We start from the raw sequence: 25951 nt of genomic DNA, 5'->3' as shown, positions 1-25951 counted from the left end.
ACCATGGCCACAGTCGACGCAGAATTTTCGGGTAAAATGCAAGGTTCCAGCATGACCATTTGGTTGGTCGGTGCAACGGTTCTTGTTTTCCTCGCATGGGCGAAATTCGCCTTTCTTGATGAAATCGTAAGGGCAGAGGGCGAAGTCGTATCAGCGTCACGTCCCCAGATTATCCAAAACCTTGAAGGTGGTATTCTGGCAGAACTGCTGGTCGGTGAAGGTCAGATTGTCGAACAAGGTGATGTTATTGCGAAACTGCGCGGAACAAACTTCCTGACGTCGGTTGCTGATCTGGAAGACCAGATTTTGGCTTTGGAAGTCCGGCGTTTGCGGCTCGAAGCTGAAATTGCCGGTGCCTACGAATTTACGGTCCCGACCGAGATCGCAGAACGCAGCCCAGAAATCGTGGCGTCCGAACGCGCCCTTTTGGCTGCCCGCCAGACAGATTACGCATCCAAGGTCGAAGGCGCGCGTCGTGTGATGCTGGAAACCAAGCGTGAACTTGACCTTATAGAAGACATGCTGGCGCGTGAAATCGTGGCCTTGATCGAAGCAACCAAGGCTCGCAAAGCCCATGCCGACGCTGAAATCAAGTTCAACGAAATCGTCACAGGTGCCGAATTGGAACGCGCAGCGGGCTATTCCGAGACATTGCAAGAACTTGCGCAATTGGGCCAAAGCCTGCGCCAAGCCAACGACCAATTGTCCCGTACCGTGATCACATCCCCAATGCGCGGCGTCGTGAACAACCTGTCGATCACAACAATCGGCGGCGTCGTTCGTCCGGGCGAAGAAATTGCGCAGATCACACCACTGGGTGATGAGCTGTTTGTCGAAGCCCGCGTAAAACCACAAGACGTGGCCAACGTCGTGGCGGGGCAGCGCGCCACGATCAAATTCTCGGCCTACGATTACACGATCTACGGTTCCATGTCGGGCGAGGTCCAATTTGTCAGCGCCGACACGTTTAAGGACGACCGCCAGCCAGACGCAGATCCGCACTACAAAGTGACCCTGCGCGTGGATCGCGACAACCTTGACCAACGCCAAAGCCAGATCGCGATGCGTCCGGGTTTGCAGGCATCCGTGGAACTGCACACAGGAGAAAAGTCGGTCCTGCAGTACCTGACTAAACCGCTGTACCGGTCACGTGAAGCGCTTCACGAGCCATAGGATCTTAGGCCAACGCCTTCAGCCGCGCCCTTAGATATTTCGCGGCTGACCTGAAATGACTTGGGCCGGCCGCTTCGGCCCAACGTCCTGTTGGCCATGCGTTATTGGCGCCCTTCATCGGTTCAGCATAAAGCTGTTCGTCAGAATGCGTATTAATAAAATCTAGCAGCTTTTCGTAGCGGGCTTGTAAGAACTTCACCGCATCGTCCCAATCCAAATCGGCCTGCGTGGCCTGCAAATCCGCGTTGTATCGTTTCAGGTCGTTCCACTTATACCCCTTCGCGGGAAAATAGACCTTTTTGCCGGCCTGACCATCCGCATGCCAACCGACAAAAAGATCAATCCAATGGGCACGATGGGCAATGACGTCTTTGATTGACGTGTCATTCTCATCTTTACGGGTTGCCGCCGCAGGATCAACGCTGCCGATGACCTTGCCGAGTTTGCGAAACTCTTTCTGCGTAATGTCCAACAGTTCAGCTTTATTTGTTGCGGCCATGGCTAGGTCCCCCTTTTGTTAAAAGGGTAGTCGAACGCACAGATCGTGCTTTGCGCTGGATCAAACCGAGTCCAAGACAGCGGTTAGCTGTTAGAAAACCGCGCCCGTGTCCGGTTTGCGAACGCCACAAGCGTTAGCATCACGGGGACTTCGACCAGTACACCTACAACCGTTGCCAGCGCTGCCCCTGAATTGAGCCCGAACAGACTGATCGCCACGGCCACCGCCAGTTCGAAAAAGTTTGACGTACCGATCAGCGCGCAAGGTGCCGCGATCCGATGTGGGACTTTCATCGCAAATGCCGCCGCATAGGCAATCGCGAAGATTCCGTAGCTTTGCAGGATGATCGGCACCGCGATCAATACGATCACGAAAGGCTTGGCGACGATGGTCTGGCCCTGCAGGCCGAACAGGATCATTACGGTGACGATCAGGCCTACAACGGAATAGGGCTTCACCCGCGCTTGGAACGCGTCGATTGCGTCCTCAGACCCGAGCTTCGCGCGAGTGATCAGCCCCGCGACCAACGGCAATGCAATGAACAGGATCACGGACAACACCAGCGTGGACCACGGCACCGTGATATCCGTCACACCCAGCAAGAACGCCACGATAGGCGCGAAGGCGATGACCATGATCAGATCGTTCACCGACACTTGCAGCAGCGTGTAGGTTTCATCCCCGCGCGTCAGCTGCGACCAGACAAACACCATCGCCGTGCAGGGTGCGGCCCCCAGCAGGATCAGGCCCGCGATATATTGCGATGCGTCCTCGGGGGCGATCCATGGGGCGAAAACGACTTCGATGAACAGCACCGCCAAAGCAGCCATCGTGAACGGTTTAATCAGCCAGTTGACCACCAACGTGATCAGCAACCCACGCGGTTGCTTTGCCACGTCCTTTAGCGACCGTGGATCGACGCCCACCATCATCGGGTAAACCATGGCCCAAATCAGAACAGCCACCACAAGGTTTACGCTGGCGACCTCTGCCGCTGCGATGGCGTTGATCAGGGCAGGGGCCAAGTTGCCCAGCAAGATGCCGGCCCCCATCGCCAATGCGATCCAGACAGATAGGTATTTTTCGAAGATATTCATGTGTTTGCTCTATCTTGATGGATCAGACCTGACCGCCTGCGATCTCGATTGTTTGGCCGTTTACACTGCGTGCACCGTCGGAACACAACCACATTGCCGCAGCGGTGACTTCGTCAACCTCCAGCAACTGCCCAGACCGGTTGCCTTTTGCGATCAGCGCCCGCGCCCCGTCTTCATCGACACCAAACCGGCGCATCAACCCCGGAAGCTGACCCCGCACGATGTCAGTTTCCACATAGCCGGGGCAGAGCGCGTTGAACGTAATCGGCGTGTTCATGTATTCTTCGCTTAGGCCACGGATCAACCCGATGACGCCGTGCTTGGTCGCGGTATAGGGAATCGCACCCTTCAATCCGCGCACGCCCGCGATTGAACTGACCGCGATCATGCGGGCAGGGGTGTCGGCGGGCAGCGTGGCCAGCGCCGCCTGCAACGTCAGGAAAACCCCGTCGAGGTTTGTGGTCATTGTCTTGCGCCAGTCGGCAAGGGTTGTCTTGGAAAAAGCTTTGCCTTCCGCGATGCCCGCATTCGCGACGCAAATCTGGATCGGTCCGCGCAGGGCGCTGATTGTAGCGACCCCGTCCCGCACAGATGCTTCATCAGTGACATCCATCTGCAACGCGTGCAGGCGGTCATGCGTCGCGGCGACGTCGTTCAATACATCCAAGCGCCGTCCGGTAATTGTCACCTCGGCCCCTGCGTTTGCTAGGGCGACGGCAATGTCGTGGCCAATGCCAGTCCCGCCGCCGGTCACAAGTGCGTGTTTTCCAGTATGTTCCATGCGGCGACCTTACTGCGGACCACGGGGGTGACAAGGCCGTATATTTGGATCAGGCTAAGACGATGAAATGGATTGATTTGCCTCCGGTCTGGCTGGGCCTTTTTCTGGGGCTTGTTTGGTGGGCACCGCAGTTCGGATTTGCAGCAGAACGCAACGTTCCGTGGATCGGTTTTGTCGGCTGGGCATTGGTCGCCCTCGGCTTGTGCTTGATGATCTTGGCGGTGATGCAAATGGCACGCCACCGTACAACGGTGATCCCGCACCTGCAGCCGTCAGCCTTGGTCAAAACGGGTATATTCGGGATCAGTCGCAACCCGATTTATTTGGGCGATGCGCTTGTTCTTGCGGGATTTGTGTTGATCTGGGATACTAGTATTTTATTTTTACTGCTGGTCCCGGCCTTCATGTTTTTGATCACAACACGCTTCATAATGGACGAAGAAAGCCGTCTAAATCAGGCGTTTGGGGAAGAATTTGCAACCTATTGTCGGTCAACACGCCGCTGGCTGTGAGCGCTAACATACATTTCAAATGTTTGTGCCTGTCCTTGCGCAATTTTATTTCGTTCGATACTGCAGTTGCAGCAATAACCAGAAGTGGGGGGAACGCCTGTGAAAATCGGTGCGCCAAACGAAGTCTTTCCGGGTGAAGATCGGGTCGCAATGACGCCGGCCTCGGCCAAGGATTTGCAGAAACTTGGATATGAATGTTTGATCGAAACCGGGGCTGGCCATTCTGCTGGTTTCTCGGATGCCGCTTATGAAGAAGCTGGCGTCACGATCATGAAAACGCCTGCAGCTTTGTGGAAAGCCGCTGACATCGTCGCAAAGGTCCGCCCGCCGTCGCTGGACGAAACCAAGCGGATGCGCAAAGACCAGACGCTGATCTCTTTCTTCTACCCTGCGCAAAACGCAGAGCTGATGGAAGCCGCGAACAAGAAGGGATCAACCGTCATTGCGATGGATATGGTCCCACGCATTTCACGGGCTCAGAAAATGGATGCGCTGTCGTCCATGGCGAACATTGCGGGCTACCGTGCGGTGATCGAAGCGGGTAACAACTTTGGCCGTTTCTTTACCGGTCAGGTGACTGCCGCTGGTAAAGTGCCACCTGCGAAGGTGCTTGTTGTGGGTGCTGGTGTTGCGGGTCTTGCCGCCATCGGGACAGCGACATCGCTTGGCGCGATCACATACGCATTCGACGTGCGGCCAGAAGTGGCCGAGCAGGTTGAATCGATGGGCGCTGAATTTGTCTTCCTCGATTTCGAAGAAGAGCAGACAGATGGTGCTGCAACCGGCGGCTACGCTGCTGTGTCGTCCCCTGAATTTGCCGCTGCACAGCTTGCCAAATTCCGCGAAATCGCACCGGACATCGACATCGTCATCACCACAGCCCTGATCCCGGGCCGTGACGCGCCGGAACTGTGGACCAAAGACATGGTCGACAGCATGAAACCGGGTTCCGTGATCGTTGACCTTGCTGCTGAACGCGGCGGGAACTGCAAACTGACTGTGATGGACAAGAAAATCGTCACAGACAATGGCGTGACTATTATCGGCTACACCGACTTCCCATCACGGATGGCGGCGCAATCTTCGACGCTGTACTCCACAAACATCCGTCACATGATGACTGATTTGACACCCGAAAAAGACGGTGTGCCAAATCACAACATGGAAGACGACGTGATCCGTGGGGCAACTGCGACGCACCAAGGCGAGATCACATTCCCGCCGCCGCCTCCGAAAGTTGCGGCCATCGCGGCTCAACCAAAGAAGGAAGCGCCAAAGGAACTGACGCCGGAAGAAAAACGCGCTGAAGAAGTCGCCGCGTTTAAGGCGCAAACCAAGAACCAAGTCACGCTGATCGCCGTTGGCGCCGCGTTGCTGTTGGCAATTGGTCTGGTGGCACCGGCCAGCTTTATGCAGCACTTCATCGTGTTTGTTCTGTCCGTGTTCATCGGCTTCCAAGTCATCTGGGGCGTTGCACATTCGCTGCACACACCTCTGATGGCTGTCACAAACGCAATCTCGTCCATCATCATTCTGGGGGCGTTGACCCAGATCGGATCGGGGTCTGCATTGGTCGTTATCTTGGCCGCCTTGGCGGTGTTCATGACCGGCATCAACATTTTCGGCGGCTTCCTTGTGACACGGCGTATGCTCGCCATGTTCCAAAAGTCTTAAGGGGTTAGAATTATGGATTTCGGATTTACTACAGCGGCTTACGTGGTCGCAGCCGTTCTTTTCATTCTTTCCCTTGGCGGTCTGTCTGGGCAGGAAAGCGCAAAACGTGCCGTGTGGTACGGGATTGCGGGTATGGCGCTGGCGGTCTTCGCCACGCTTGTCGGGCCGGGTTCCGGATTCTGGCTGTTGTCCCTGATCTTGATCGCGGGTGGTGGTGCAATTGGCTACCAACTGGCGACCAAAGTGCAGATGACGCAGATGCCGGAACTGGTTGCTGCGATGCACAGCCTCGTCGGTCTCGCGGCCGTGTTTGTGGGCTTTGTCGCGCACTTTGAACTGAACCGCGTGATGGGCATGTCCGGTGATGAAGCCAAAGACCTTGGCACATTCGCGGCACTCTTGGCCAAGAAAACACCGGTCGAGATCAACATCCTGCGGGTTGAACTGTTCTTGGGCATCTTCATCGGTGCTGTGACCTTCACGGGGTCCGTCATCGCTTACGGCAAACTGGCGGGCAAGGTGGACTCAGCGGCGACAAAGCTGCCGGGCGGTCACATGTTGAACATCGGTGCGGCTGCTTTGTCAGTCATCACCTTGATCTGGTACTTCAACACCGGCGGCTTCTTCCCACTGTTCCTGATGACGCTGGCAGCTCTGTTTATCGGCTACCACCTGATCATGGGCATTGGCGGCGCGGATATGCCTGTCGTTGTGTCCATGCTGAACAGCTACTCAGGTTGGGCCGCTGCGGCGATTGGTTTCTCCCTTGGGAACGACTTGTTGATCGTTGTTGGTGCGCTTGTGGGCTCTTCCGGTGCGATCCTGTCTTACATCATGTGTAAGGCGATGAACCGCAGCTTTGTGTCTGTGATCTTGGGCGGCTTCGGTGGCCCAGCTGGCGAACAGATGGCCGTTGAAGGCGAACAGATTGCAATTGATGCGGATGGCGTTGCCACAGCATTGAACGAAGCCGATAGCGTCATCATCATTCCGGGCTACGGCATGGCGGTTGCACAGGCGCAAACGGGCGTTGCTGAACTGGTGCGCAAACTGCGTGCGAAAGGCAAAAACGTGCGTTTCGCGATCCACCCTGTTGCGGGTCGTTTGCCAGGTCACATGAACGTACTGTTGGCGGAAGCCAAAGTGCCGTATGACATCGTCATGGAAATGGACGAGATCAACGAAGATTTCCCTGAAACGGACGTCGCTATCGTGATCGGGTCCAATGACATCGTGAACCCAGCAGCCCAAGACGACCCGAACAGCCCAATTGCGGGTATGCCGGTTCTGGAATGCTGGAAAGCGAAACAGGTGTTTGTATCCAAACGCGGGCAGGGGACAGGGTACTCCGGTATCGAAAACCCGCTGTTCTTCAAAGAGAACACACGCATGTTCTACGGCGACGCAAAGGCATCGCTAGATCTGTTGCTTCCTAAGATCGACTGATCCTCAGTTGAATACAGATTTATAAAGCCCTGCCGGTCAATCGGTGGGGCTTTTTCCTTTGCGGGCGACGCCCATATCGGGGAACCCTTTATCTGCTTCCCATCCAATGTCTTGCCACTTTAGGGCGACGGCATGGATAGATTTCAATGCTGCTTCAAGATCATGACCATGCTGTGTCAACTCGTAGCTGACTTCCGGTGGGATCGTCGGCTTTTGTGTGCGCAAGACGATGCCGTTCATTTCGAGCGTCCGAAGTCTGTCTGTCAGGACCTTTGCAGAAATTTTGGGCATTAGTGCCATAAGTGCTCCGAAACGAAGCGGTCCCTCATTGGCCAGAAGCCAAAGGATATAGGTGGTCCAGCGCCCGGTAATCCGCTGAAGCAACGGATCCATTGGGCAAGCATTTGGCGCGTTCATATTACTTTCCTTTTGGTAACTAGTAACTAAAAGGTAACGACTTACAAAATGTAAGTAATGCTGCCAGTTGTTTGATGCAATAGCAATCAAGGAGCCCAACATGGCACGGATCGAGATCATTAGTTTTTCAGGCTACGGCCACACACTTAAGCAAGCAGAATCCGTTCAACAGGGCGCAGCCACCGAAGGCGATGCCCGTCTTTGGTCTATTCCGGATGACGGCGTGATATCGGACCCATTCTGGGAAGCTGCAGATGCTGCGGATGTTCTCGTCTTCGGTTCTCCGACGTACATGGGGGCACCAGCATGGCAATTTAAGCGGTTTGCAGACGAAAGCTCAAAGCGGTGGATGACAGGTGCATGGTTGGACAAATACGCAGGTGGTTTCACCAACTCGGCAAGTCCGGTTGGGGACAAGGGCGACACCATCAACTACTTTCGCACGTTTGCGGGGCAACACGGGATGCTTTGGGTGCCACTAGGGCAGCCGCCTGCCAATTTGATGGCCTCAACACGCGATGATCGCAACTGGGCGGGAGGGAGCGGCGGCGCCATTGCCGTCTCACCAGCGGATGCCAGCCCAGAGCAAGGCCCAAGCGCGGGGGATCTGCTCTCGGCGCGGGACTATGGTGCGCGGCTGGGGCAGATCGCCAAACGGCGTTAGTACGCCCTGAGCCTGATTTAGAACATGGAAATATGCACCTCGCCGGAAATGGCGGGGTGCAACTCTTCTGTCACACGTTAACCTACCATTAAGTAAAAACTTGACTGAAACCGGAAAATACCTCAAATTTATGCCGTAATTATAGCTACTTAACCGCGTTTCTGTGCGCGTTTTGGAAACAATGTTATCCCGAGGAAGGGTTTGTTCTGTGTCTGTCATCAAATTTTCAAAAGTCGCCATGAGCGTGTCTGCCGCCGCTCTCTTTTTATCCGCGTGTAGTTCCGGCGGTTCGTCCTCAGGTGGCGGTGTTTTGTCTTCAAATGAGGTGAGCACGCGGATGTCTGCCGCAGACGCTCAAATCTTGAAAGTCATCGGCGACGGCACTGCAGACAACCCCGGTATTTCCGGTACAGCCTTTGAACGTATTCCAACCGAAGGCACGGCAGTTTATCGCGGCGTCAGCACTGTCATGATCAGCGACGGCGACAACATGGTTCTAGACGCCGTCGGCATCGCAAATGTGAACGTTGATTTCGGCGCTACAGAAGACGCGGATGTCGTGACGGGTAACCTGCGCAACATGCGCGCAATGGACGCCGATGGTAACGCGACTTTTGTCGACGGAGAATTGCTTCTCAGCGGTGGCGAAATCGGGAAACGCGCAAACGTTGAAGGCGAAACAAACACGTCTCGTCAGAACAGCTTGTTTGCCGATTATGCGGGTAGCCTGTCTGCGTTTGGCGAAACATACGGCCTTGCCGGTGAATTGCAGGGCACGCTGCGGGGCACACGCACAAACGAAGACGCACGGTCCGTTGTACGCGCGGTCGATCTGTCCGTGACAGATGCCAGCGTTGCGGGTAGCGTGTCCGGTCTGACGGCGGATATCACTGTCGCAGCAGACAACGATTTCGTCGCTCCATAAGGGCCCGTTAACCCTTTGAACCTTCCCGCTATGCTAAAGGTTAGCGGGGAGGGTCATAAGATACCTCCAGTTGTTTTTTAAGCCGCCTCCATGTGAAGAGGTACCCAGTCGTACAGGGTCCTATCCGGCGATGTAACCTAACAAACCAACCGGAGGCTCCCCCGCCAATGAGTTCAAAATATGTATCCGCCAGCCTGATTGGCCTTGTGATGTTAACCGCGAATTGTGGTAAGCTGGAAGAACTCGAAGACGCACGTCAATTTGCGGATTTGGCAATCGACGCCAATCGGATCAGAACCCGCGTTCTTGGTGATCCGGTACTTGGTCGAGAGGGGCTAAGAGGCACTGTCTGGGATGATGTCCCAACCAGCGGCAGTGCGACGTTCTTAGGAACTGTGGTTGTTGCTGCGGTATCCGCTGACAACCCTGACGCAGGTTTCGCACTTGTAGGTCGATCCGATGTCACCGTTGATTTTGGTCCGGGTGAAGACAATATCACCGGCACGATGGATCAGTTTCAATCGAGTAAGATCGGTGAAGGCATTCTTGATGTGTCTGGCGAGTTGCAGCTGGAAAACGGTGTCGTTGGCAATCTTGCCCCGAACCAGTTTGCCGTTGATTATTCCGGTGATGTCACTGTGGAAGGTAAGACTTATGCTATGTCCGGCGACATGTTGGGCCGCTTTCTGGGCACACGCACCGAACCTGAAGCAGGGCAAAGCACCATTCGGGCACTGTCCGCAGTCGATATCAACGGCAATGTGGAAAGCGGTGGAGAGCGGCTAGTTGGTCGCTTGAACCTGATCGCGGAAAACTAGAGCTAACGACCGCGTCTTAGTGGCGGCGTGGGTGGCACGTCGGCCGCGTCCTGCCATGTGCCGGGCGCGATGCCATCAAGGCTCCAGATACCGACAGACCAGCGTACCAGCCGAAGAGTTGGGAAACCGATGTGTGCGGTCATACGGCGAACCTGACGGTTGCGGCCTTCAGTGATACTGATCTTGACCCATGTATCGGGCACCGATTTACGAAAACGGACCGGCGGGTCACGGTCCCACAATACAGGTGGTTCCATCAACGCGACCTTCGCGGGACGCGTCAGCCCGTCCTTCAGCGTCACACCATCCCTTAACGCCTGTAGATCGGCGTCCGTCGGGGTCCCTTCGACCTGTACGTAATACGACTTGGGCAACTTGTGTTTCGGATTGGCGATCTGCGCTTGCAGTTTGCCGTCATCCGTCAGGACCAACAGACCTTCGCTATCCCGATCAAGGCGTCCTGCAGGATAAACCTTTGGTACATCGACAAAATCCGACAGCGTCCGCCGCTTTGTCGGGGATTTTGCGTCGGTAAATTGCGACAAGACATCGAAAGGTTTGTTCAGCAGGATGGTACGGGCCATGCAACGTTCTTAGGGGGGCTGCCGTCTTTGTTCAAGCGGGCCGCGATCCAGTGATGATCGCTTGTCGAAACAGGCCAGCGCCCCTATGACTGTGGCATGAGAAACGCCACACCATACGCCTTGCTTGGCGCCCGCGCTGCGGGATCGCCCTACGGCAAGACCCAAGAATGGTGGCCACCACCCAGCCTGTGATTTTGACGATCAAACTTCAATAAAATCACATGAATGGTATGAAAATGAACCTCAAAACCCTTGCGGTCCGTCCCGACGCGCTTGTCGTGACATGGCTGGACGACACGACCACGACGTTCCCGACACTCTGGCTGCGCGACAATTGCCTGTCCGGATTGCATCCCGAAACACACGAACGTCTGCTTGATCTGCTGGAGATCGAAGAATCTCCCGTCCTGACCGCTGCTGACTTGACGGATGACACTGCGGTCCTGACCTACGCAGACGGCCACATCAGCCAAATGCCTGCGACACTATTGGACCAACACCGGCCCGGAGCCCGTGCACCTGACGCCGCAGACATCCCGGCGGCGCATTGGCGTGCCGATCATGGCGCGGATAATATTCCGCGCCACGTAGCTGCGCCAATCTTGGCAGATGATAAGGCCCTTCAGGCTTGGATGTCTGATCTGGCAAGCTTTGGTCTGACAATCGTGGATCAATTGGCCGACAGCACAGATGCGGGCGTATCGGTCGCCGAACGGGTCGGTTTCCTACGTAGAACCAACTTTGGCACCACGTTCGAAGTCATCAACAAACCCGATCCAAACAACCTTGCCTATACCTCCGTCGCATTGCCGCTGCATACGGATTTGCCGAACCAAGAGGTGCCACCGGGTTATCAATTCCTGCATTGTCTCGCGAATGAAGCAACGGGCGGCGGGTCGATCTTCGCAGACGGCTTCATGATGGCCGAAGACCTGCGCAATGAAGACCCAGAGGCATTTGATTTGTTGTGCAACGTCGCAATTCCGTTCCGCTTTCACGACGGCGACGCAGACATCCGCGTTCATCGTCCGGTCATCACGCTCGGTGCCCGCGGCAACGTGATCGAAATCCGCTACAACGCACATCTTGCTGGCATTTTTGATATGTCAGCGGATCAAATGCCGGCCTACTACCGCGCGTATCGGGCCTACATGGCCAAGACCCGCGACCCCAAATATCGCCTGACATTGAAGCTGCAAGGTGGCGAGATGGTTGTGTTCGATAACCGGCGCGTACTGCACGGGCGCGACGCGTTCGATCCATCAACAGGGTTTCGCCATCTGCATGGCTGTTACGTGGATCGGGGTGAATTCATGTCGCGACTGCGGATGCTGGATGGCCCAGCCGCATAGATCATTCAAGACCAGCAGGCGGCCCGATATGGGCCGCCTGTTTCCGTCACGATGGCACTCGCAAAAATTTTGTAGCCACCTGCATTTTCCCTCTTGCGCCGAATCTCTTTTGGTCGCAAATGCACGCCCATAGACGCCAACGCACGCGCCTCTGGCCGGTGATAGTCAACGCACTCGTGTTTACGTAGCGACGGTAACGTCTCCCTTGGAACTGAGCGGTCTTCGGCGGATAAATCCGTTATGGCCGGGTCTACTGGAGATGACCCATGACTTATCACTTTGCGCCCGCTGTGGCGTCTTCTGCTGTCGATTCCCTTTCAAAACTGGATGCATTTGTCGCCCGCCGGACGTTTGATCGCCCGACATTGGTGGTCGATCTGGACCGCGTCGCGGGGCAGTACCGCGCGTTGAAAGCGGGTTTGGGCCGCGCCGACATTCATTACGCTGTCAAAGCCAACCCCGCCCGCGAAGTCATCGCGCGTTTGGTCGATCTTGGGTCGCACTTCGATGCGGCCTCCAAAGCTGAAATCAAACTGTGTCTGGAAGAGGGGGCGGCACCGTCTGAAATCTCTTTCGGGAACACCATCAAACGTGCGTCCGACATCGCGTGGGCACATAGCGAAGGTATCCGCCTGTTTGCCGCCGACGCCGACGAAGAACTGGAAAAGATTGCCGAACATGCGCCCGGCGCGTCTGTCTACATCCGCTTGATTGTCGAAACCTCAGAAGCGGACTGGCCGCTGTCGCGTAAATTCGGCTGCGACCGTGACACTGCGCTGCGCTTACTGGACGTGGCCAAATCCCTTGGCCTGAACCCTGTCGGTTTTTCCTTCCACGTCGGATCACAAACACGCAAAGCAGAAATGTGGGCACCGTCTTTGGATGCGATGGCGGCGATCTGGCACGCGGCTGTTGATGCGGGGCACGCGCTGACGTTGCTCAACATCGGTGGCGGTTTTCCGGCCTTCTACGGCGAAGCGATCGAAGCACCGACATCCTACGCATCACGCGTGATGGAACAAGTCACAGCGCGTTTCGGCGATGTGCAAACCATCATGGCAGAACCGGGCCGCGGCATGGTCGCAGAGGCAGGCGTGATTGTCGCCGAAGTGATGCTTGTGTCCCGCAAATCCGAACGCGACATGCACCGCTGGGTGTACCTCGACATCGGTCGGTTCTCGGGCCTTGCCGAAACCGAAGGCGAAGCAATCCGCTACCAATTCGAAACCGCGCGCGACGCGGATCCGATGGGTCCGTGTATCCTTGCGGGGCCAAGCTGCGACAGTGCTGATGTGCTGTATGAAAAGCGGCCAATGCCGATGCCGCTGACGTTGAAATCCGGCGACCGCGTCCTGATCCGCAACACGGGCGCCTATACGTCGACCTATTCCAGCGTCTGCTTCAACGGTTTCCCGCCGCTGGATGTGGTTGTGATCTAAGCAAAATATGCAAAAGCTGCGTGCAGTATACAATTGTACGCAGCTAACATATTATTTTTGAACGATTTTTTCTTTACCTATCGTCAATTCGCGTTAAATTGCGTGGATCAAGGATAGGTTTACCCAATGGCGACTTTCGAAGATCACCCGCTGCGCTACACAATGGCAAACGAACTGCACGCGCGGCCATTTCCGTCGGTGGCATCGCCAAGCCGCGCTGCGTATCTCGCGCTGAAACCTGCGGCAAATGCAGCGGGGCGGGACCGCGAAGCCGATAGGGCGCATCTGATCGCCCTCTTGGATCGGTTCGGCGCGCAGCATCCGCAACCTGATGCGACCCATTATTCCGGTCAAATCGGCAAGCACATGCTGAAATGGGAAAGCCATACGGAATTCGTGACCTACACCATCTTCGGTGACGGCAACGCCGAACGCCCGTTTGACGCTGAAACCTTCGCTGTTTTTCCACAAGATTGGCTCGATACGGCACCGGGTGTGCGGATCACGTCTGCCTTGATCCGCGTCGAAACGGCTGTTGGCGACGAAGGTATCCTCGACAAAGTGGCGGACTGGTTCGTTCCAGAAAGCCTCGCGATTAGCCGCGTGTTGGATGATGGGCTGATCGTTGCAGGGGATTTCCGCATTGATGTGGGCGGACACATGCGGTTCGCGGTGTTCGCGCGCCCAGAAACCGGCCGCCGCCGGACAGGGCGAGTGGTGCAACGCCTCTGCGAGATCGAAACGTACAAAGCGATGGCAATGCTTGGTCTCGCGCTCACCCGCGAAATGGGTCCCAAGATGGGCGGCATCGATCAACGTCTTACAGCCCTTTTGGCTGACATGAGCGGGGCGGAGGCAAAGCCGGAAAAGGTCTTACAGGACTTGCTGACGGTCTCTGCGGAACTGGAAAATGTTGTGGCCCAGACGTCTTTCCGGTTTGGCGCAACAGGCGCCTACGAGACGATTGTGAACCAACGCATCGATGTGCTGCGCGAAGACAGGTTTATGGGGCGGCAAACCTTCGGTGAATTCATGATGCGCCGATTTGATCCCGCCATGCGGACCGTGAATTCGACGCAGGGCCGTCTGCAGGCCATGTCCAACAGGGCGCAACGCGCAAGCGACCTGCTGCGGACGCGGGTCGATGTGGAACGCTCTGCCCAGAACCAAGAATTGCTCACGTCGATGGACAAGCGTGCTGATCTGCAATTACGGCTGCAAAAGACGGTCGAAGGACTGTCTGTCGTCGCGATCAGTTACTACGCGGTGAACTTGGTGCTTTATGTGCTGGGGCCGCTGGAAAAGACGCATGACGTGCCAAAGGCGGTGATGGCGGCTATCGCGACACCATTGGTTCTGCTCGCCGTCTGGTTGATGGTGCAGCGCATCCGTAAACACATGGAGTGACCCCGAATCTCCGCAAAAATCGGGGCAATCTGCGGGCGTTTGACCGCTTGTCCTTAACGCAGGCTTTGGGCAAAGTGCAGCTAACTAAGAGGTGGACCCGATATGCCAATCAAGAACCGTTTTGCTGAACTTCTGCCAGATATCACTGCATGGCGCCGCGACCTGCACGAAAATCCGGAAATCCTGTTTGAGACGCACCGGACGGCTGGCATCGTTGCCGAAAAACTCTCGGCTTTTGGGTGTGAGGAAGTGGTCACAGGCATTGGCCGCACTGGCGTTGTTGGCGTGATCAAAGGCAAAACCGATACGGCGGGTAAGGTCATTGGCCTGCGTGCCGATATGGATGCGCTGCCGATCCACGAAGAAACGGGTCTGCCTTATGCCTCCAAAACCGATGGTGCGATGCATGCCTGCGGTCACGATGGCCACACGGCGATGCTATTGGGTGCGGCGCAATATCTGGCCGAGACCCGCAATTTCGACGGCACTGTTGTTGTGATTTTTCAACCCGCAGAAGAAGGCGGCGGTGGTGGTCGCGAGATGTGCGAAGATGGCATGATGGACCGGTTCGGCATCCAAGAAGTTTACGGGATGCACAACTGGCCGGGCCGTCCGCTTGGGTCGTTCGCGATCCGTCCGGGTCCGTTTTTTGCAGCGACCGATCAGTTTGACATTACGATTGAAGGGCAGGGCGGTCACGCCGCCAAACCGCAAGAAACGATCGATCCTGTCGTCGTTTCGGCCCAAGTTGTGATGGCCCTGCAAACCATCGTCAGCCGCAATGCTGATCCTGTCGAACAGGCGGTTGTGTCGGTCACGTCCGTAGAAAGCAGTTCAAAGGCGTTCAACGTCATCGCCCAGTCCGTTCAGCTTAAGGGCACAATCCGCACGCTGACGCCTGAAGTACGGGCCTTGGCGGAAGACCGTCTGCATCGGATCGTCAATGCAACCTGCGAGGCCTACGGGGCGACGGCCAAGATCACCTACTACAAAGGCTACCCGCCAATGGTAAACCACGCAGCCCAGACCGAATTCGCGGCCAAAGTCGCGATCGACGTGGCTGGCGCCTGCGATGAGGCCCCGTTGATCATGGGCGGCGAAGATTTCGCCTACATGCTCGAAGAACGTCCCGGCGCGTATATTCTGGTCGGTAACGGTGACACGGCAGCAGTGCATAATGCGGCCTACAACTTCAGCGACGAAGCCATCCCCGCGGGCTGTTCATGGTGGGCAGAGATCGTGGAGCAACGGATGCCAGCGGCTTAGATAGACATAAGGCGCGCTCCCAAACGGCATATCGTCAAAGGCTAAACTCTTGTCTGGACAGTGGATTTTGGCTCAACTATTGCGTGAGCTGTAACTTCAAGAGGAAACTTAAGTTGAAATTTTTCGGTATTCTATCAGTGCTCGGCGCTCTTACTTTTGCATCTCCTGCAGTCGCGCAAACCACCCTTGTCGATCGTAACTTCGGCCACATGCAATTCACGTGGAGCAGCAACGGCGGCACAATCGTGCGCTGGCGGGCAGTCATCGTTGGCGGCAATATCGCCATCTGTGGGGCTACGGCCTATCGTGGAGGCAATATTTACAACCAGTTGACGCGCAAAGCGCTGCGCGACATGTCAATCAAGCGCAATGGCTCTACTTTTATGCGCGATATTTCGTTCTTTGCATCGCGGGGAAGCCGTGCCCATGCCGCACGCCTCGAAGGCGAACGCGCGACTTGCCGTGTGACACAAACACCTGGCACGCCGGCTGATTTGGCATCGTTTTCGATTGTATCTGAGGGCCGGCGTTACCGTCTCGACTAATCATTCATCAAAGAACAGCCGGTTAGCCGCCAGTGTGTGACATGTGGCGGCTGACTTGCCCGTTGGCCTTTTGACGCGAATAGTCAAAGTCGTGCCCTTTGGGTTTCAGCGAAATTGCGTGCCGGATTGCGTCTTCAAGATGCGCATCGGATTCGCTCGACCGCAGTGGGCCCCGTAGGTCAGAATGGCCTTCTTGCCCCAGACATGTGTAGATTTCGCCCGTGCATGTCACCCGCACACGGTTGCAGCTTTCGCAGAAGTTATGTGACAGCGGGGTGATGAAGCCGATCTTTTGTTGCGTATCGTCAAGCCGCACGTAACGGGCTGGACCACCGGTGCTTTCCGGCAGATCCGTCAGCGTGGTCCGTTCTGCAAGCCGCGCACGCAAGTCTTTCAGCGACCAATATTGTGTAATCCGGTCTTCGTTACCAATGTCACCCATTGGCATAACCTCGATAAATGTGATGTCCATGTCGCGGCTCGCGCACCAATCGGTGAGGGTGAACAACTCATCCTCGTTAAAGCCTGCAAGCGCCACGGTGTTAATCTTAACCCGCAACCCAGCCTTTTGGGCCGCATCAATGCCGCGAATGACTTGGGGCAGGCGGCCCCAGCGGGTGATGTCCGCAAATTTCTGCTCGTCCAGCGTATCCAGCGAAACGTTGATCCGTTTCACACCAGCCGCCGCCAGATCGGCTGCATATTTTTCCAGCTGACTGCCATTGGTCGTCACGGTCAGTTCTTCCAATGCACCGCTATCCAGATGCCGTGTCATCGACCGGAAGAAGGTCATGATATCGCGGCGCACCAGCGGCTCGCCCCCTGTGACCCGCAGCTTTTTCACGCCCAGCCGGACGAATGATGAACAGAGCCGATCGAGTTCTTCGAGCGACAGCAAATCCTTTTTCGGCAGGAACGTCATGTTCTCGGACATGCAATACACGCAGCGGAAATCACACCGGTCGGTCACAGAGACACGAAGGTAAGAAATGGCGCGGGCGAATGGATCGATCAATGGCTGTGTCATGGTGTGACCGTAGGGGGCGGCAAAGCCCTGCGCAAGGTGGCCATTGGTCCTTGCGATACCATTTTCGCCGGATTAACCTCACCACATGAAAGTGATCTATACCTTACCCGTTTTGTGCCTTGCCGCCTGTACCGACCCTGCGTGGCAGTTAACCCCACCCAATGCCGCCCCTGTGGTCGATGCGGCTGCTGTTGTGCCGGCTGAACCGGTTGAGACACTTGACCCGACCCCACCGCCACCGCCACCACCTGCGGCGCGCACGGTCGAAGAATTTGACACCACATCTGCCGAAGATCGCGCTGCTGCCGTCGCAGTGGTTGCTGAACCCGCAGGCGAACAGTCGCTCGGGGTCACCAACATTTCGCTTGGACCACCCGCGCAGCCGGGGATTTGGATGGAAACCGGTCTTGTCAGCGAATTGGCACCGGGGCGGGTCGAAAACCCGGCATCCGGTAAATCCGTGAACCTTGAACTGCGTCCGTCAGGCGGTCCCGCGACAGCAGGCAGCCAAATGAGCCTTGCTGCGATGCGTCTGCTTGACGTCCCGCTGACAGGGTTGATCGACGTGCAGGTTTACCGCAACTAATTGAATTTCGTAGGTTACGCAGGGGCGGCTGGCAGTTTGCTGGCCGCCTCTTTGCGTGCGAAAGGTTTCATTCGGTCGCCAAATTCATCCAGAAACGCACGTGTGCGGGGTTCATCGTGTTTCGACAGGTCGCGTAACCACCACGCCACGGATTTCTGAATAAACCAGTCGTGGTCATCCACATAGGTCGCTGCCCAGCCCAAAATACGAACGCGCGCCGCTTCTTCATCCGGTTTCGGATGGTTTTGCTTTGCCCAAGGCAAGGTCATTACCAATGCCGCGCGTTTCGTCCATTTGTCGTCCGATGTCGTCCATGCCTCGACTTCATCAAGCCGCGATGGATCAGCAACCAAACGCTTTTGACCTGCGATACAGGCGTGATCAGCCACGGCCCATGCATCAAAAGTCGGCACCCACGATGTGATGATTTTCCATACTTCTGAATCGGCCGGCTTGATCCGCGCCTGGGACAGCAGTTTTGCCCCCGCGACCATGCCTTCGTGGATATTCGTGGCCCATAGATCGCGGGCCAATTGCAGACGGTCTTCAAAGCTTAGCTCGGCGCGCCATGCTTTCACATGCACGTCGATGTCTGGATTCGGCACACCAAGGTAGGGGCGGTCGACCTTATGGTAGGCCGCCATGCCAATGGCTTTGATGTCGTCGCGGCCCAATGCCGCGATGGCGTCATCAACGTTCATTCGACGGTCACAGACTTGGCAAGGTTGCGCGGCTGGTCAACATCAGTGCCTTTGGCAATGGCCGTATGGTAGGCCAGCAACTGGGCAGGGACGGCATAAAGGATCGGCGCGAGGAATGCGTCGATTTCGGGCATAATGATTGTGTCCCATGTCCCCTCACCAGCTTCTTTTTCACCCTGTTTGTCGGTGATCAACAAGACCTTACCGCCACGGGCCATAACCTCTTGCATGTTGGACACAGTCTTGTCGAACAGGCTGTCGCGGGGGGCCATGACGATTATCGGGACGTTTTCGTCGACAAGCGCGATTGGGCCGTGCTTCAGCTCGCCTGATGCATATGCTTCGGCATGGATGTAGCTGATTTCTTTCAGTTTTAGCGCGCCTTCGTGGGCAAGCGGATACATCGCGCCGCGTCCCAAGAACAGGATGTCACGGGCTTCGGCCAGCTGGCGTGCCACGGTCTGGCATTTGCCTTCGATGCCGAGTGCTGCGTTGATCACACCGGGAATACCGCGCAGATCAGCGAGCATTTTCGCAACGTCCGCGTCGGTCAAATGGCCACGTGCGCGTGCCGCTTCAATGACCAAGATGGCAAGCGTCGTAAGCTGACAGGTAAACGCTTTGGTTGATGCCACGCCAATCTCTGCGCCCGCCAAAATCGGCAGCGCCAGATCGCTTTCGCGCGCAATGGAGCTGGTCTCGACGTTCACGACGGAGATGATCTTGTCCGCCTTACCCTTCATGTAGCGCAGCGCGGCCAACGTGTCGGCAGTTTCGCCGGACTGGGACACGAACAACGCAGCGGTGCCCTTGGTGACGGGCGGTTCGCGGTAGCGGAACTCGGATGCGACGTCGATTTCAACTGGCATACGGGCGACCTGTTCAAACCAGTATTTCGCAACCATGCAGGCATAATAGGCGGTACCACAGGCCACCAGCGTCATGCGTTCAATCTTGGTGAAATCGATCCCGTTGTCGGGCAGGGTGATCGCATTGGCATCTGCGTTGATGTAATGGGACAAAGCGCCTTGCAACACAGTCGGTTGTTCAGCGATTTCTTTGGCCATGAAGTGTTTGTAGCCACCTTTGTCGACGTTGGTGGCGCTGACTTCGATGATCTTCATCTCGCGGCTTGTCTGCTGACCCGCCTCATCACGGATTTCGACAGAATTGCGCGTGATGATCGCCCAATCACCTTCTTCAAGGTATGTGATCTGGTTCGTCATCGGGGCCAGCGCAATCGCGTCAGAGCCGACAAAGTTTTCGCCGTCACCGTGCCCAATCGCAAGCGGGGACCCTTTCCGGGCGGCGACAAGCAGGTCGTCTTCACCGTCAAACAGGAAGCACAGCGCATATGCGCCTTCCAACATCGCGATGGTCTTCTCGGCGGCTTCGCGCGGGGCGAGACCCGCGTCGAGGTGATATTGGGCCAGCAAGGCCACGGTTTCGGTATCCGTGTCGGTCGAATACGCGATGTTCTTTTCTGCAAGGAATTCGCGCAATTCACGGAAATTCTCGATGATGCCGTTATGAACAACAGCCACACCGCCCGCGCGGTGGGGGTGGGCGTTGCCGACGCTTGGCACACCGTGGGTCGCCCAACGCGTGTGACCAATACCGGATTTCCCAGCGAGCGGTTCATGGACCAACAAGTCGGACAGATTCACCAATTTGCCAAGCGCACGACGGCGCTCCAGCTTGTTGTCGTTGATGGTCGCGATACCCGCGCTGTCGTAACCGCGATATTCGAGCCGTTTCAGGCTGTCGACCAACAAAGGGGCCGCTTGGTGGTTGCTTAGTACGCCAACAATTCCGCACATGTCTTAATGTCCTTTCGACTGCTTGGCCTTCCGTGCCCGCAGCATATCAAATAATTTTGTCGCAAAACCTGCTTTGGTCACCTGACGCGCACGGCCAAGACCAAGTGCGCCATCCGGCACATCGTCTGAAATCACAGACCCGCTGCCCGTCATCGCGCCATTGCCGACAGTGACGGGGGCTACGAGCATCGTATTGGACCCGATAAACGCCTCGCGCCCGATGGTCGTCTGATGTTTGAAAAAGCCGTCGTAATTGCAGGTAATCGTGCCCGCGCCTATGTTTGCTTTTTCGCCGATGGTCGCATCGCCGATGTAGGACAGGTGATTCACCTTCGCGCCCGCCGCGATTTGCGCGTTCTTGATTTCGACGAAATTGCCAACCTTGGTGTTCTCGGCCAGCTCTGCGCCGGGGCGCAAGCGCGCATAGGGGCCGATGATCGACCCGCGCGACACATGACATCCTTCAAGGTGGCTGAACGCGCGGATTGTCGTGTCGGATTCAATGGTCACATGGGGGCCAAAGACGACGTTTGGCTCAATAATCGTGTCGCGGCCAATAACGGTGTCGTGGGCAAAATAGACGGTGTCTGGATCGGAAAGGGTGATCCCGTCGGCAAGCGCGGCAGCGCGAGTGCGGGCTTGAAATTGTGCTTCTGCACCAGCCAGTTCTGCGCGTGAATTAACGCCGAGCGTTTCCGCCTCGTCGCAGCTAACAACCGTGGCGGACAGGCCCTGATCGCGTGCAATGCCGATGATGTCGGTCAGGTAGTATTCTTCGGACGCGTTGTCATTGCCGACCTTCGAGATCAGATCGAACAGCACGTCAGACTTCGCCATGATCACGCCGCTATTACAAAGCGTTATAGCGCGTTCCTCATCTGTCGCATCTTTGAATTCAACGATCCGTTCCAGCGCATCACCGTTTGTGACCAGACGGCCGTAACGCCCCGGATCAGCGGCTTCAAAGCCCAGAACAACGACGTCATGATTGCTACGCGCTGCAGCCATCGCTTCCAGCGTTTCGGGTTGGATAAATGGCGTGTCACCGTACAAGACAAGCGCGTCACCGTCGAAACCATCAAGCGCGTCTTTGGCCTGAGCGACGGCATGGGCCGTGCCCAATTGTTCGGTTTGCAAAACCGTCGCAACGTCCGGGTCCCACGCGACTGCGGCGGCTGTCACCTTTTCCGCGCCGTGGCCCGCAACGATCACTGTCTTCTCAGGCTCTAGTGATGCACCTGCTTTCATTGCGTGCACCAACATCGGTGCACCCGCAATTTTGTGCAGCACTTTGGGCAGGTCGGAATTCATCCGCGTTCCCATGCCCGCGCCAAGAATGATCAATGCTGTGCTCATAATACCGCCCTAAACCCTTTTGCGCCCTTCTACCTGAGCGGGGGGCTACCGCAAGGGTGGGGGCTTCACTTCGCCTTACACATCGTTACAGAAGGGTAAACGGCAACGGAGAAGAACATGCGCACAGTGATTTTCGATCTTGATGGGACGCTTGCGGATACCAGCGGCGATCTGCTTGCTGCGGCTAATACCTGTTTTCGCGATCTGGGGCTGGGTGATCTACTGACGTCTGCGGACAGCGGGACCGCTCTCAAAGGTGGACGTGCAATGCTACGCCTTGGGTTTTCGCGGGTTGATGGCTACGGCGAGGACGAAGTCGACCGCCAATATCAACCACTGCTCGACGCTTACGCGCAAGATATCGACAGCCATACGGTGCTGTACCCCGGCGCGATGGATGCGGTGCGGGCATTGAAGGACGACGGATATGTCGTGGCGATATGCACGAACAAACCCGAAGGACTGGCCGAGACGCTGATGAACAGCCTTGGTGTGCGTGATGAATTTGCGGCCCTTCTGGGTGCGGACACATTGCCCGTGCGTAAACCCGATCCGGAACACCTGTTCGAAACGGTTCGCCGCGCAGGTGGTCATATCGACAAATCCCTGCTGGTGGGGGATACGCTGACAGACCGCAAAACATCTGCCAACGCAGGCCGGCCGTCGATCCTCGTGACTTTTGGGCCAGGGGACGACGACGTGCGAGAGCTCAACCCCGAAGGGCTTATCGGGCACTTCGACGAGCTGCACGCAGAGGTGCGCCGCTTAATCGGGTAGCGGCAAGGGCAAGGTCGAAGTGGCGCGGCGCGCGCTAAAGTCTGCTCTGGAAACAAAGCTTCCGTCGGATTTGGCCCTACAAATGACTGCTGAGAATGGGATGTAGTCATACGGCAGCCCTAAATTAAAGAATTAGCTATTCGAAAGTATAGTGGCTTACCCCATAAGATCGACTGACCTATGCTATTCGATAACTGAAAAGTTGGGCCAATGTGCGATGTCTGAAATATGTTAAAATCTGACGCACAATTTTCCCCAAATTTCTTCGTGGTTGGAGCACCGAAAGCTGGAACTACGGCGGCCTATCATTGGTTACGGTCGCATCCAGCAGTGTTCTTACCTACTGTTAAAGAACCGAGCTACTTCGCCTATGCTGGCAATTCTGCAATTCCGACGAACGGTCCCTATGATCCGGATTACGTCAGGCAAATCACCGTAGAACTTGAAAGCTATGCCGAGTTGTACGAGACAGCAGGCACAAGGCTAACCGGGGACATCTCGCCGGTTTACCTGTTGGATGACTATGCAGCAGAGCGGATCGTAGCGGCGTGCCCGGATGCACGAATTATCATTCTTCTGCGGGATCCGGTTGAACGGGCGTTCTCTCAGTTCATGCACCATGTGCGCGATAGTCTTGAACCCTGTGGAACTTTCGAAGAGGCGCTCGCGCAAGAAGAGCAGCGTCTGCGTGACGGATGGAGCCCGGGCCATGGCTACGCGACCTATGGTCACTATCTGTCATAGATCGAAAAATACTTTGCCGTATTCCCCAAAGAACAGATACTTGTTCTGGAATATCAAGATTTACAATCCACCCCAGAACACTGTTGGCATCAGATCTGTGAACATCTGCGCATTGAACCGAAAAGCTTGGTTCGAAACGAACGGGTCAACTCGACCCAAGATTTAGCCGAAGTGCCTGGCCGCCCTGGGGTGGCACGTCGATTGAAACATCCAGGAGCGGCTCAAGCGATTGATGCCCCCGCGTCTTAGGGCAAAGCTTCGCCAATTCCTCGAAGGACCTCCGCGTCCGGTTCCCGTGCTATGCGCGGACACAGCGCATGCTCTTGCAAGCAGATACCAAAGCGAACGCCGTCAAATCGAACATCTCACTGGCCTGTCCCTGGCACACTGGACTTCATGAACTGAAGATGACCGCTTTTGGTGCATGATTCAGCATGTGTTGCGATAGGATTATTTCCGCTGTCCGTTGCGGGCGCTTCCGTTTTGGCGTTTCTTTGCAAAGCTGCTTTCCACCTGCCGACCCGCAATCAGTTTCCCTGAAACATCGGCTCAGCTTATGCAAACCGCTGCTTCACCGCCGCACTTTCGATTGACCCTGTTCCAAAGGCTCTGCACAAATCGGGCATGACAGAGCGATTCAACGGTAGTTTCACCCAGCAAGAACCGATCCCTGACGCTGGGATCAAGGCCGCTATGGCTGTGATGCAAAGCGGGCGTCTGCACCGCTACAATACGCATGGCGATGAAATCGCCGAAGCTGCGTTGCTGGAAGAAGAATTCGCCGCACAGGTCGGGTCCAATTATTGCCTTGCCGTGGCCTCTGGCGGCTATGCGATGACGACTGCGCTACGGGCGTGCGGTGTGAAGCATGGCGACCGTGTTCTGACCAACGCTTTCACACTTGCCCCAGTCCCCGGCGCGATTGCGGCTGTGGGCGGCGTGCCTGTCTTTGTGGGCGTGACCGAAAGCCTCGTGATTGATCTGGACGATCTGGCGGCCAAACTGGATCAAGCCAAGGTGCTTTTACTCTCACACATGCGCGGCCATATCTGCGACATGGATGCGCTTATGGCGATGTGCGATGCGGCGGGCGTCGTCGTGATCGAAGATTGCGCACATACGATGGGGGCCGCGTGGAACGGCGTGCCGTCAGGGCGTTGGGGCAAATTTGGTTGTTATTCCACCCAGACCTATAAACACGTGAATTCCGGCGAAGGCGGCTTGCTGATCTCTGACGATGCAGAAGGTATGGCGCGGGCGATCATGCTGTCGGGCAGTTATATGCTGTACGAAAAGCACCGCGCAGCGCCGCCGCCCGAGGTCTTCGCGCATATCAAATATGAAACGCCAAATATTTCTGGCCGGATGGACAATCTGCGGGCAGCAATCTTGCGACCGCAACTGCAGGATTTGCAAACGCAATGTGACCGCTGGAACGCGCTTTATGCGGTTGTCGACGAAGGCCTCGCCGATACGCCGGGCCTGACACTGGTGCCACGTCCGACACAAGAAAGCTTTGTCGCGTCATCCCATCAGTTTTTGCTGTTGGACTGGAGCGACGCGGCCATCGCCGACGTGATCGCACGCTGTGAAGCACGCGGTGTCGCGCTGAAATGGTTCGGCGGGGCAGAACCCACGGGTTTCACGTCGCGCTACGATTCGTGGAAATACGCGCCATCCGAACCGATGCCGCAAAGCGATCGCATCCTGAAAGGGATCATCGACATGCGCCTTCCGCTCACCTTTAGCACGGACGATTGCGCGCTGATTGCGCGGATCATCCGGTCAGAGGTGTCGCAGTCTATCAATCGGCCTGATACAACGGGATCGTCGAGATCGACATCTTCGCGGACCCTTGGCTCAGCTCGGACGCATGCGCCAGATAAATCAGCGTATTGTTTTCCTGATCAAAAATGCGTTTGACCCGCAGCGATTTAAGAACAATCGACTGGCGTTCGCGAAACACGTTTTCGCCGTCGTCACTGCGGTCGATGTCCCCGATCACAATGGGGCCGGTCTGGCGGCAATCGATGCTGGCGTTTGACGGATCTTCAAACCAGTTGCCGTTGGAAATCCGGTCAAAGAACGAGCGTTCGAAATAGGCGATGTGGCAGGTCACACCCGATACTTCGGGGTCTTGGATGGCCTCGATAATAATGTCGTTGCCCACCCAATCAACGCCGACACGGCCGACTTCATCCGCAGATGCAGTGAATGGAAACAGGGTGAGGGCGGCGATCATTAGCTTTTTCATGCAGGTTCAACTGGTCAGTCCGCACTTGGTTCCCACTTGCAAGACGAATGTTTGTTGACGCGGCAAGCAGGCTCTGCATACAATTGA

The 25951-nt window shown here is 56.3% G+C and carries 26 protein-coding genes; 16 read left to right on the top strand and 10 right to left on the bottom strand.

The window, feature by feature from the left end:
• The first annotated feature begins 3 nt into the window (after positions 1-3).
• Positions 4-1173, top strand: coding sequence for an HlyD family efflux transporter periplasmic adaptor subunit (locus MWU61_RS10215; RefSeq protein WP_247128267.1), 1170 nt, complete (start codon positions 4-6; stop codon positions 1171-1173).
• A 4-nt stretch (positions 1174-1177) separates the two neighbouring features.
• On the opposite strand, the gene MWU61_RS10210 is transcribed toward MWU61_RS10215, so the two are convergent.
• The 3 genes from MWU61_RS10210 to MWU61_RS10200 form a co-directional block, all read right to left on the bottom strand.
• Positions 1178-1672: a ClbS/DfsB family four-helix bundle protein gene (locus MWU61_RS10210; protein WP_247128266.1), complete on the bottom strand. Its 495-nt coding sequence runs from the start codon at positions 1670-1672 to the stop codon at positions 1178-1180.
• Positions 1673-1755: 83 nt separating this feature from the next.
• Positions 1756-2769 (bottom strand): ACR3 family arsenite efflux transporter, encoded by a 1014-nt coding sequence (arsB, locus tag MWU61_RS10205; protein ID WP_247128265.1) that lies wholly within the window; start codon positions 2767-2769, stop codon positions 1756-1758.
• 22 nt (positions 2770-2791) lie between these two features.
• The gene (locus MWU61_RS10200; protein ID WP_247128264.1) at positions 2792-3550 is read right to left on the bottom strand and encodes an SDR family oxidoreductase; all 759 of its coding nucleotides are present in this window, start codon (positions 3548-3550) and stop codon (positions 2792-2794) included.
• A gap of 62 nt (positions 3551-3612) precedes the next feature.
• Between MWU61_RS10200 and MWU61_RS10195 the strand changes: the two genes are divergently transcribed.
• The 3 genes from MWU61_RS10195 (at position 3613) to MWU61_RS10185 (ending at position 7182) form a co-directional block, all read left to right on the top strand.
• The gene (locus tag MWU61_RS10195; RefSeq protein WP_247128263.1) at positions 3613-4062 is read left to right on the top strand and encodes an isoprenylcysteine carboxylmethyltransferase family protein; all 450 of its coding nucleotides are present in this window, start codon (positions 3613-3615) and stop codon (positions 4060-4062) included.
• A gap of 99 nt (positions 4063-4161) precedes the next feature.
• A complete protein-coding gene (locus MWU61_RS10190; protein ID WP_247128262.1) occupies positions 4162-5736 on the top strand; it encodes a Re/Si-specific NAD(P)(+) transhydrogenase subunit alpha in 1575 nt (524 codons plus the stop codon).
• A gap of 12 nt (positions 5737-5748) precedes the next feature.
• Complete coding sequence (locus MWU61_RS10185; RefSeq protein ID WP_247128261.1) at positions 5749-7182, top strand: NAD(P)(+) transhydrogenase (Re/Si-specific) subunit beta; 1434 nt, start codon at positions 5749-5751, stop codon at positions 7180-7182.
• Positions 7183-7218: 36 nt separating this feature from the next.
• Here the strand turns inward: MWU61_RS10185 and MWU61_RS10180 are convergent, their stop codons facing one another.
• The gene (locus MWU61_RS10180; protein WP_247128260.1) at positions 7219-7719 is read right to left on the bottom strand and encodes a helix-turn-helix domain-containing protein; all 501 of its coding nucleotides are present in this window, start codon (positions 7717-7719) and stop codon (positions 7219-7221) included.
• On the opposite strand from MWU61_RS10180, the gene MWU61_RS10175 reads away from it, so the two are divergent.
• The 3 genes from MWU61_RS10175 to MWU61_RS10165 all read left to right on the top strand — a co-directional run bounded on the left by MWU61_RS10175 (position 7700) and on the right by MWU61_RS10165 (position 10006).
• On the top strand, positions 7700-8263 hold the full coding sequence (locus MWU61_RS10175) for a flavodoxin family protein (protein ID WP_247128259.1): 564 nt from the start codon (positions 7700-7702) through the stop codon (positions 8261-8263). The two genes, MWU61_RS10180 and MWU61_RS10175, sit on opposite strands and share 20 nt — an antisense overlap.
• A 337-nt stretch (positions 8264-8600) precedes the next feature.
• Positions 8601-9188 carry a hypothetical protein gene (locus MWU61_RS10170; RefSeq protein ID WP_247128258.1) on the top strand — a complete coding sequence of 196 codons (588 nt, stop codon included), beginning with the start codon at positions 8601-8603 and terminating at the stop codon, positions 9186-9188.
• A 167-nt stretch (positions 9189-9355) separates the two neighbouring features.
• A complete protein-coding gene (locus tag MWU61_RS10165) occupies positions 9356-10006 on the top strand; it encodes a hypothetical protein (protein WP_247128257.1) in 651 nt (216 codons plus the stop codon).
• A gap of 2 nt (positions 10007-10008) precedes the next feature.
• Here MWU61_RS10165 and MWU61_RS10160 read toward each other — a convergent pair whose 3' ends face one another.
• Positions 10009-10590: a pseudouridine synthase gene (locus MWU61_RS10160; protein WP_247128256.1), complete on the bottom strand. Its 582-nt coding sequence runs from the start codon at positions 10588-10590 to the stop codon at positions 10009-10011.
• Positions 10591-10826: 236 nt separating this feature from the next.
• On the opposite strand from MWU61_RS10160, the gene MWU61_RS10155 reads away from it, so the two are divergent.
• The 5 genes from MWU61_RS10155 (at position 10827) to MWU61_RS10135 (ending at position 16599) form a co-directional block, all read left to right on the top strand.
• Positions 10827-11942, top strand: coding sequence for a TauD/TfdA family dioxygenase (locus tag MWU61_RS10155; RefSeq protein ID WP_247128255.1), 1116 nt, complete (start codon positions 10827-10829; stop codon positions 11940-11942).
• A 266-nt stretch (positions 11943-12208) separates the two neighbouring features.
• Positions 12209-13381 carry a type III PLP-dependent enzyme gene (locus MWU61_RS10150; RefSeq protein WP_247128254.1) on the top strand — a complete coding sequence of 391 codons (1173 nt, stop codon included), beginning with the start codon at positions 12209-12211 and terminating at the stop codon, positions 13379-13381.
• Between the two features lie 126 nt (positions 13382-13507).
• The gene (locus MWU61_RS10145) at positions 13508-14788 is read left to right on the top strand and encodes a DUF3422 domain-containing protein (RefSeq protein ID WP_247128253.1); all 1281 of its coding nucleotides are present in this window, start codon (positions 13508-13510) and stop codon (positions 14786-14788) included.
• Between the two features lie 102 nt (positions 14789-14890).
• Positions 14891-16054 carry a M20 aminoacylase family protein gene (locus MWU61_RS10140; RefSeq protein WP_247128252.1) on the top strand — a complete coding sequence of 388 codons (1164 nt, stop codon included), beginning with the start codon at positions 14891-14893 and terminating at the stop codon, positions 16052-16054.
• Positions 16055-16167: 113 nt separating this feature from the next.
• Entirely contained in the window at positions 16168-16599 is a 432-nt protein-coding gene (locus MWU61_RS10135) for a hypothetical protein (protein WP_247128251.1), read from the top strand.
• Positions 16600-16621: 22 nt separating this feature from the next.
• On the opposite strand, the gene moaA is transcribed toward MWU61_RS10135, so the two are convergent.
• Positions 16622-17626, bottom strand: a complete 1005-nt coding sequence (gene moaA, locus MWU61_RS10130) for a GTP 3',8-cyclase MoaA (protein ID WP_247128250.1) — start codon at positions 17624-17626, stop codon at positions 16622-16624.
• Positions 17627-17711: 85 nt separating this feature from the next.
• Here moaA and MWU61_RS10125 point away from each other — a divergent pair, with 85 nt between their 5' ends.
• A complete protein-coding gene (locus MWU61_RS10125) occupies positions 17712-18212 on the top strand; it encodes a D-galactarate dehydratase (RefSeq protein WP_247128249.1) in 501 nt (166 codons plus the stop codon).
• Positions 18213-18226: 14 nt separating this feature from the next.
• On the opposite strand, the gene MWU61_RS10120 is transcribed toward MWU61_RS10125, so the two are convergent.
• The 3 genes from MWU61_RS10120 to glmU are packed head-to-tail and all read right to left on the bottom strand — an operon-like array spanning position 18227 to position 22089.
• Positions 18227-18913 (bottom strand): DNA alkylation repair protein, encoded by a 687-nt coding sequence (locus tag MWU61_RS10120; RefSeq protein WP_247128248.1) that lies wholly within the window; start codon positions 18911-18913, stop codon positions 18227-18229.
• A complete protein-coding gene (gene glmS / locus MWU61_RS10115) occupies positions 18910-20733 on the bottom strand; it encodes a glutamine--fructose-6-phosphate transaminase (isomerizing) (RefSeq protein WP_247128247.1) in 1824 nt (607 codons plus the stop codon). The genes MWU61_RS10120 and glmS overlap by 4 nt, the downstream gene beginning before the upstream one ends.
• Positions 20734-20736: 3 nt before the next feature.
• Positions 20737-22089 (bottom strand): bifunctional UDP-N-acetylglucosamine diphosphorylase/glucosamine-1-phosphate N-acetyltransferase GlmU, encoded by a 1353-nt coding sequence (gene glmU / locus MWU61_RS10110; protein WP_247128246.1) that lies wholly within the window; start codon positions 22087-22089, stop codon positions 20737-20739.
• Positions 22090-22206: 117 nt separating this feature from the next.
• Between glmU and MWU61_RS10105 the strand changes: the two genes are divergently transcribed.
• The 3 genes from MWU61_RS10105 to MWU61_RS10095 all read left to right on the top strand — a co-directional run bounded on the left by MWU61_RS10105 (position 22207) and on the right by MWU61_RS10095 (position 25533).
• A complete protein-coding gene (locus MWU61_RS10105; protein WP_247128245.1) occupies positions 22207-22866 on the top strand; it encodes an HAD hydrolase-like protein in 660 nt (219 codons plus the stop codon).
• 228 nt (positions 22867-23094) lie between these two features.
• Positions 23095-23610, top strand: a complete 516-nt coding sequence (locus tag MWU61_RS10100) for a sulfotransferase (protein WP_247128244.1) — start codon at positions 23095-23097, stop codon at positions 23608-23610.
• A 624-nt stretch (positions 23611-24234) separates the two neighbouring features.
• The gene (locus MWU61_RS10095) at positions 24235-25533 is read left to right on the top strand and encodes a DegT/DnrJ/EryC1/StrS family aminotransferase (RefSeq protein ID WP_247128243.1); all 1299 of its coding nucleotides are present in this window, start codon (positions 24235-24237) and stop codon (positions 25531-25533) included.
• Here the strand turns inward: MWU61_RS10095 and MWU61_RS10090 are convergent.
• On the bottom strand, positions 25415-25864 hold the full coding sequence (locus MWU61_RS10090; protein ID WP_247128242.1) for a CreA family protein: 450 nt from the start codon (positions 25862-25864) through the stop codon (positions 25415-25417). The two genes, MWU61_RS10095 and MWU61_RS10090, sit on opposite strands and share 119 nt — an antisense overlap.
• Positions 25865-25951 lie beyond the last annotated feature (87 nt).

It is taken from the genome of Loktanella sp. F6476L, from assembly GCF_023015725.1.
In the GTDB taxonomy this organism is placed as follows: domain Bacteria; phylum Pseudomonadota; class Alphaproteobacteria; order Rhodobacterales; family Rhodobacteraceae; genus Yoonia.
The sequence above is the reverse complement of the archived record's forward strand: the minus strand, read 5'-3'. Positions and strand labels throughout refer to the sequence as shown.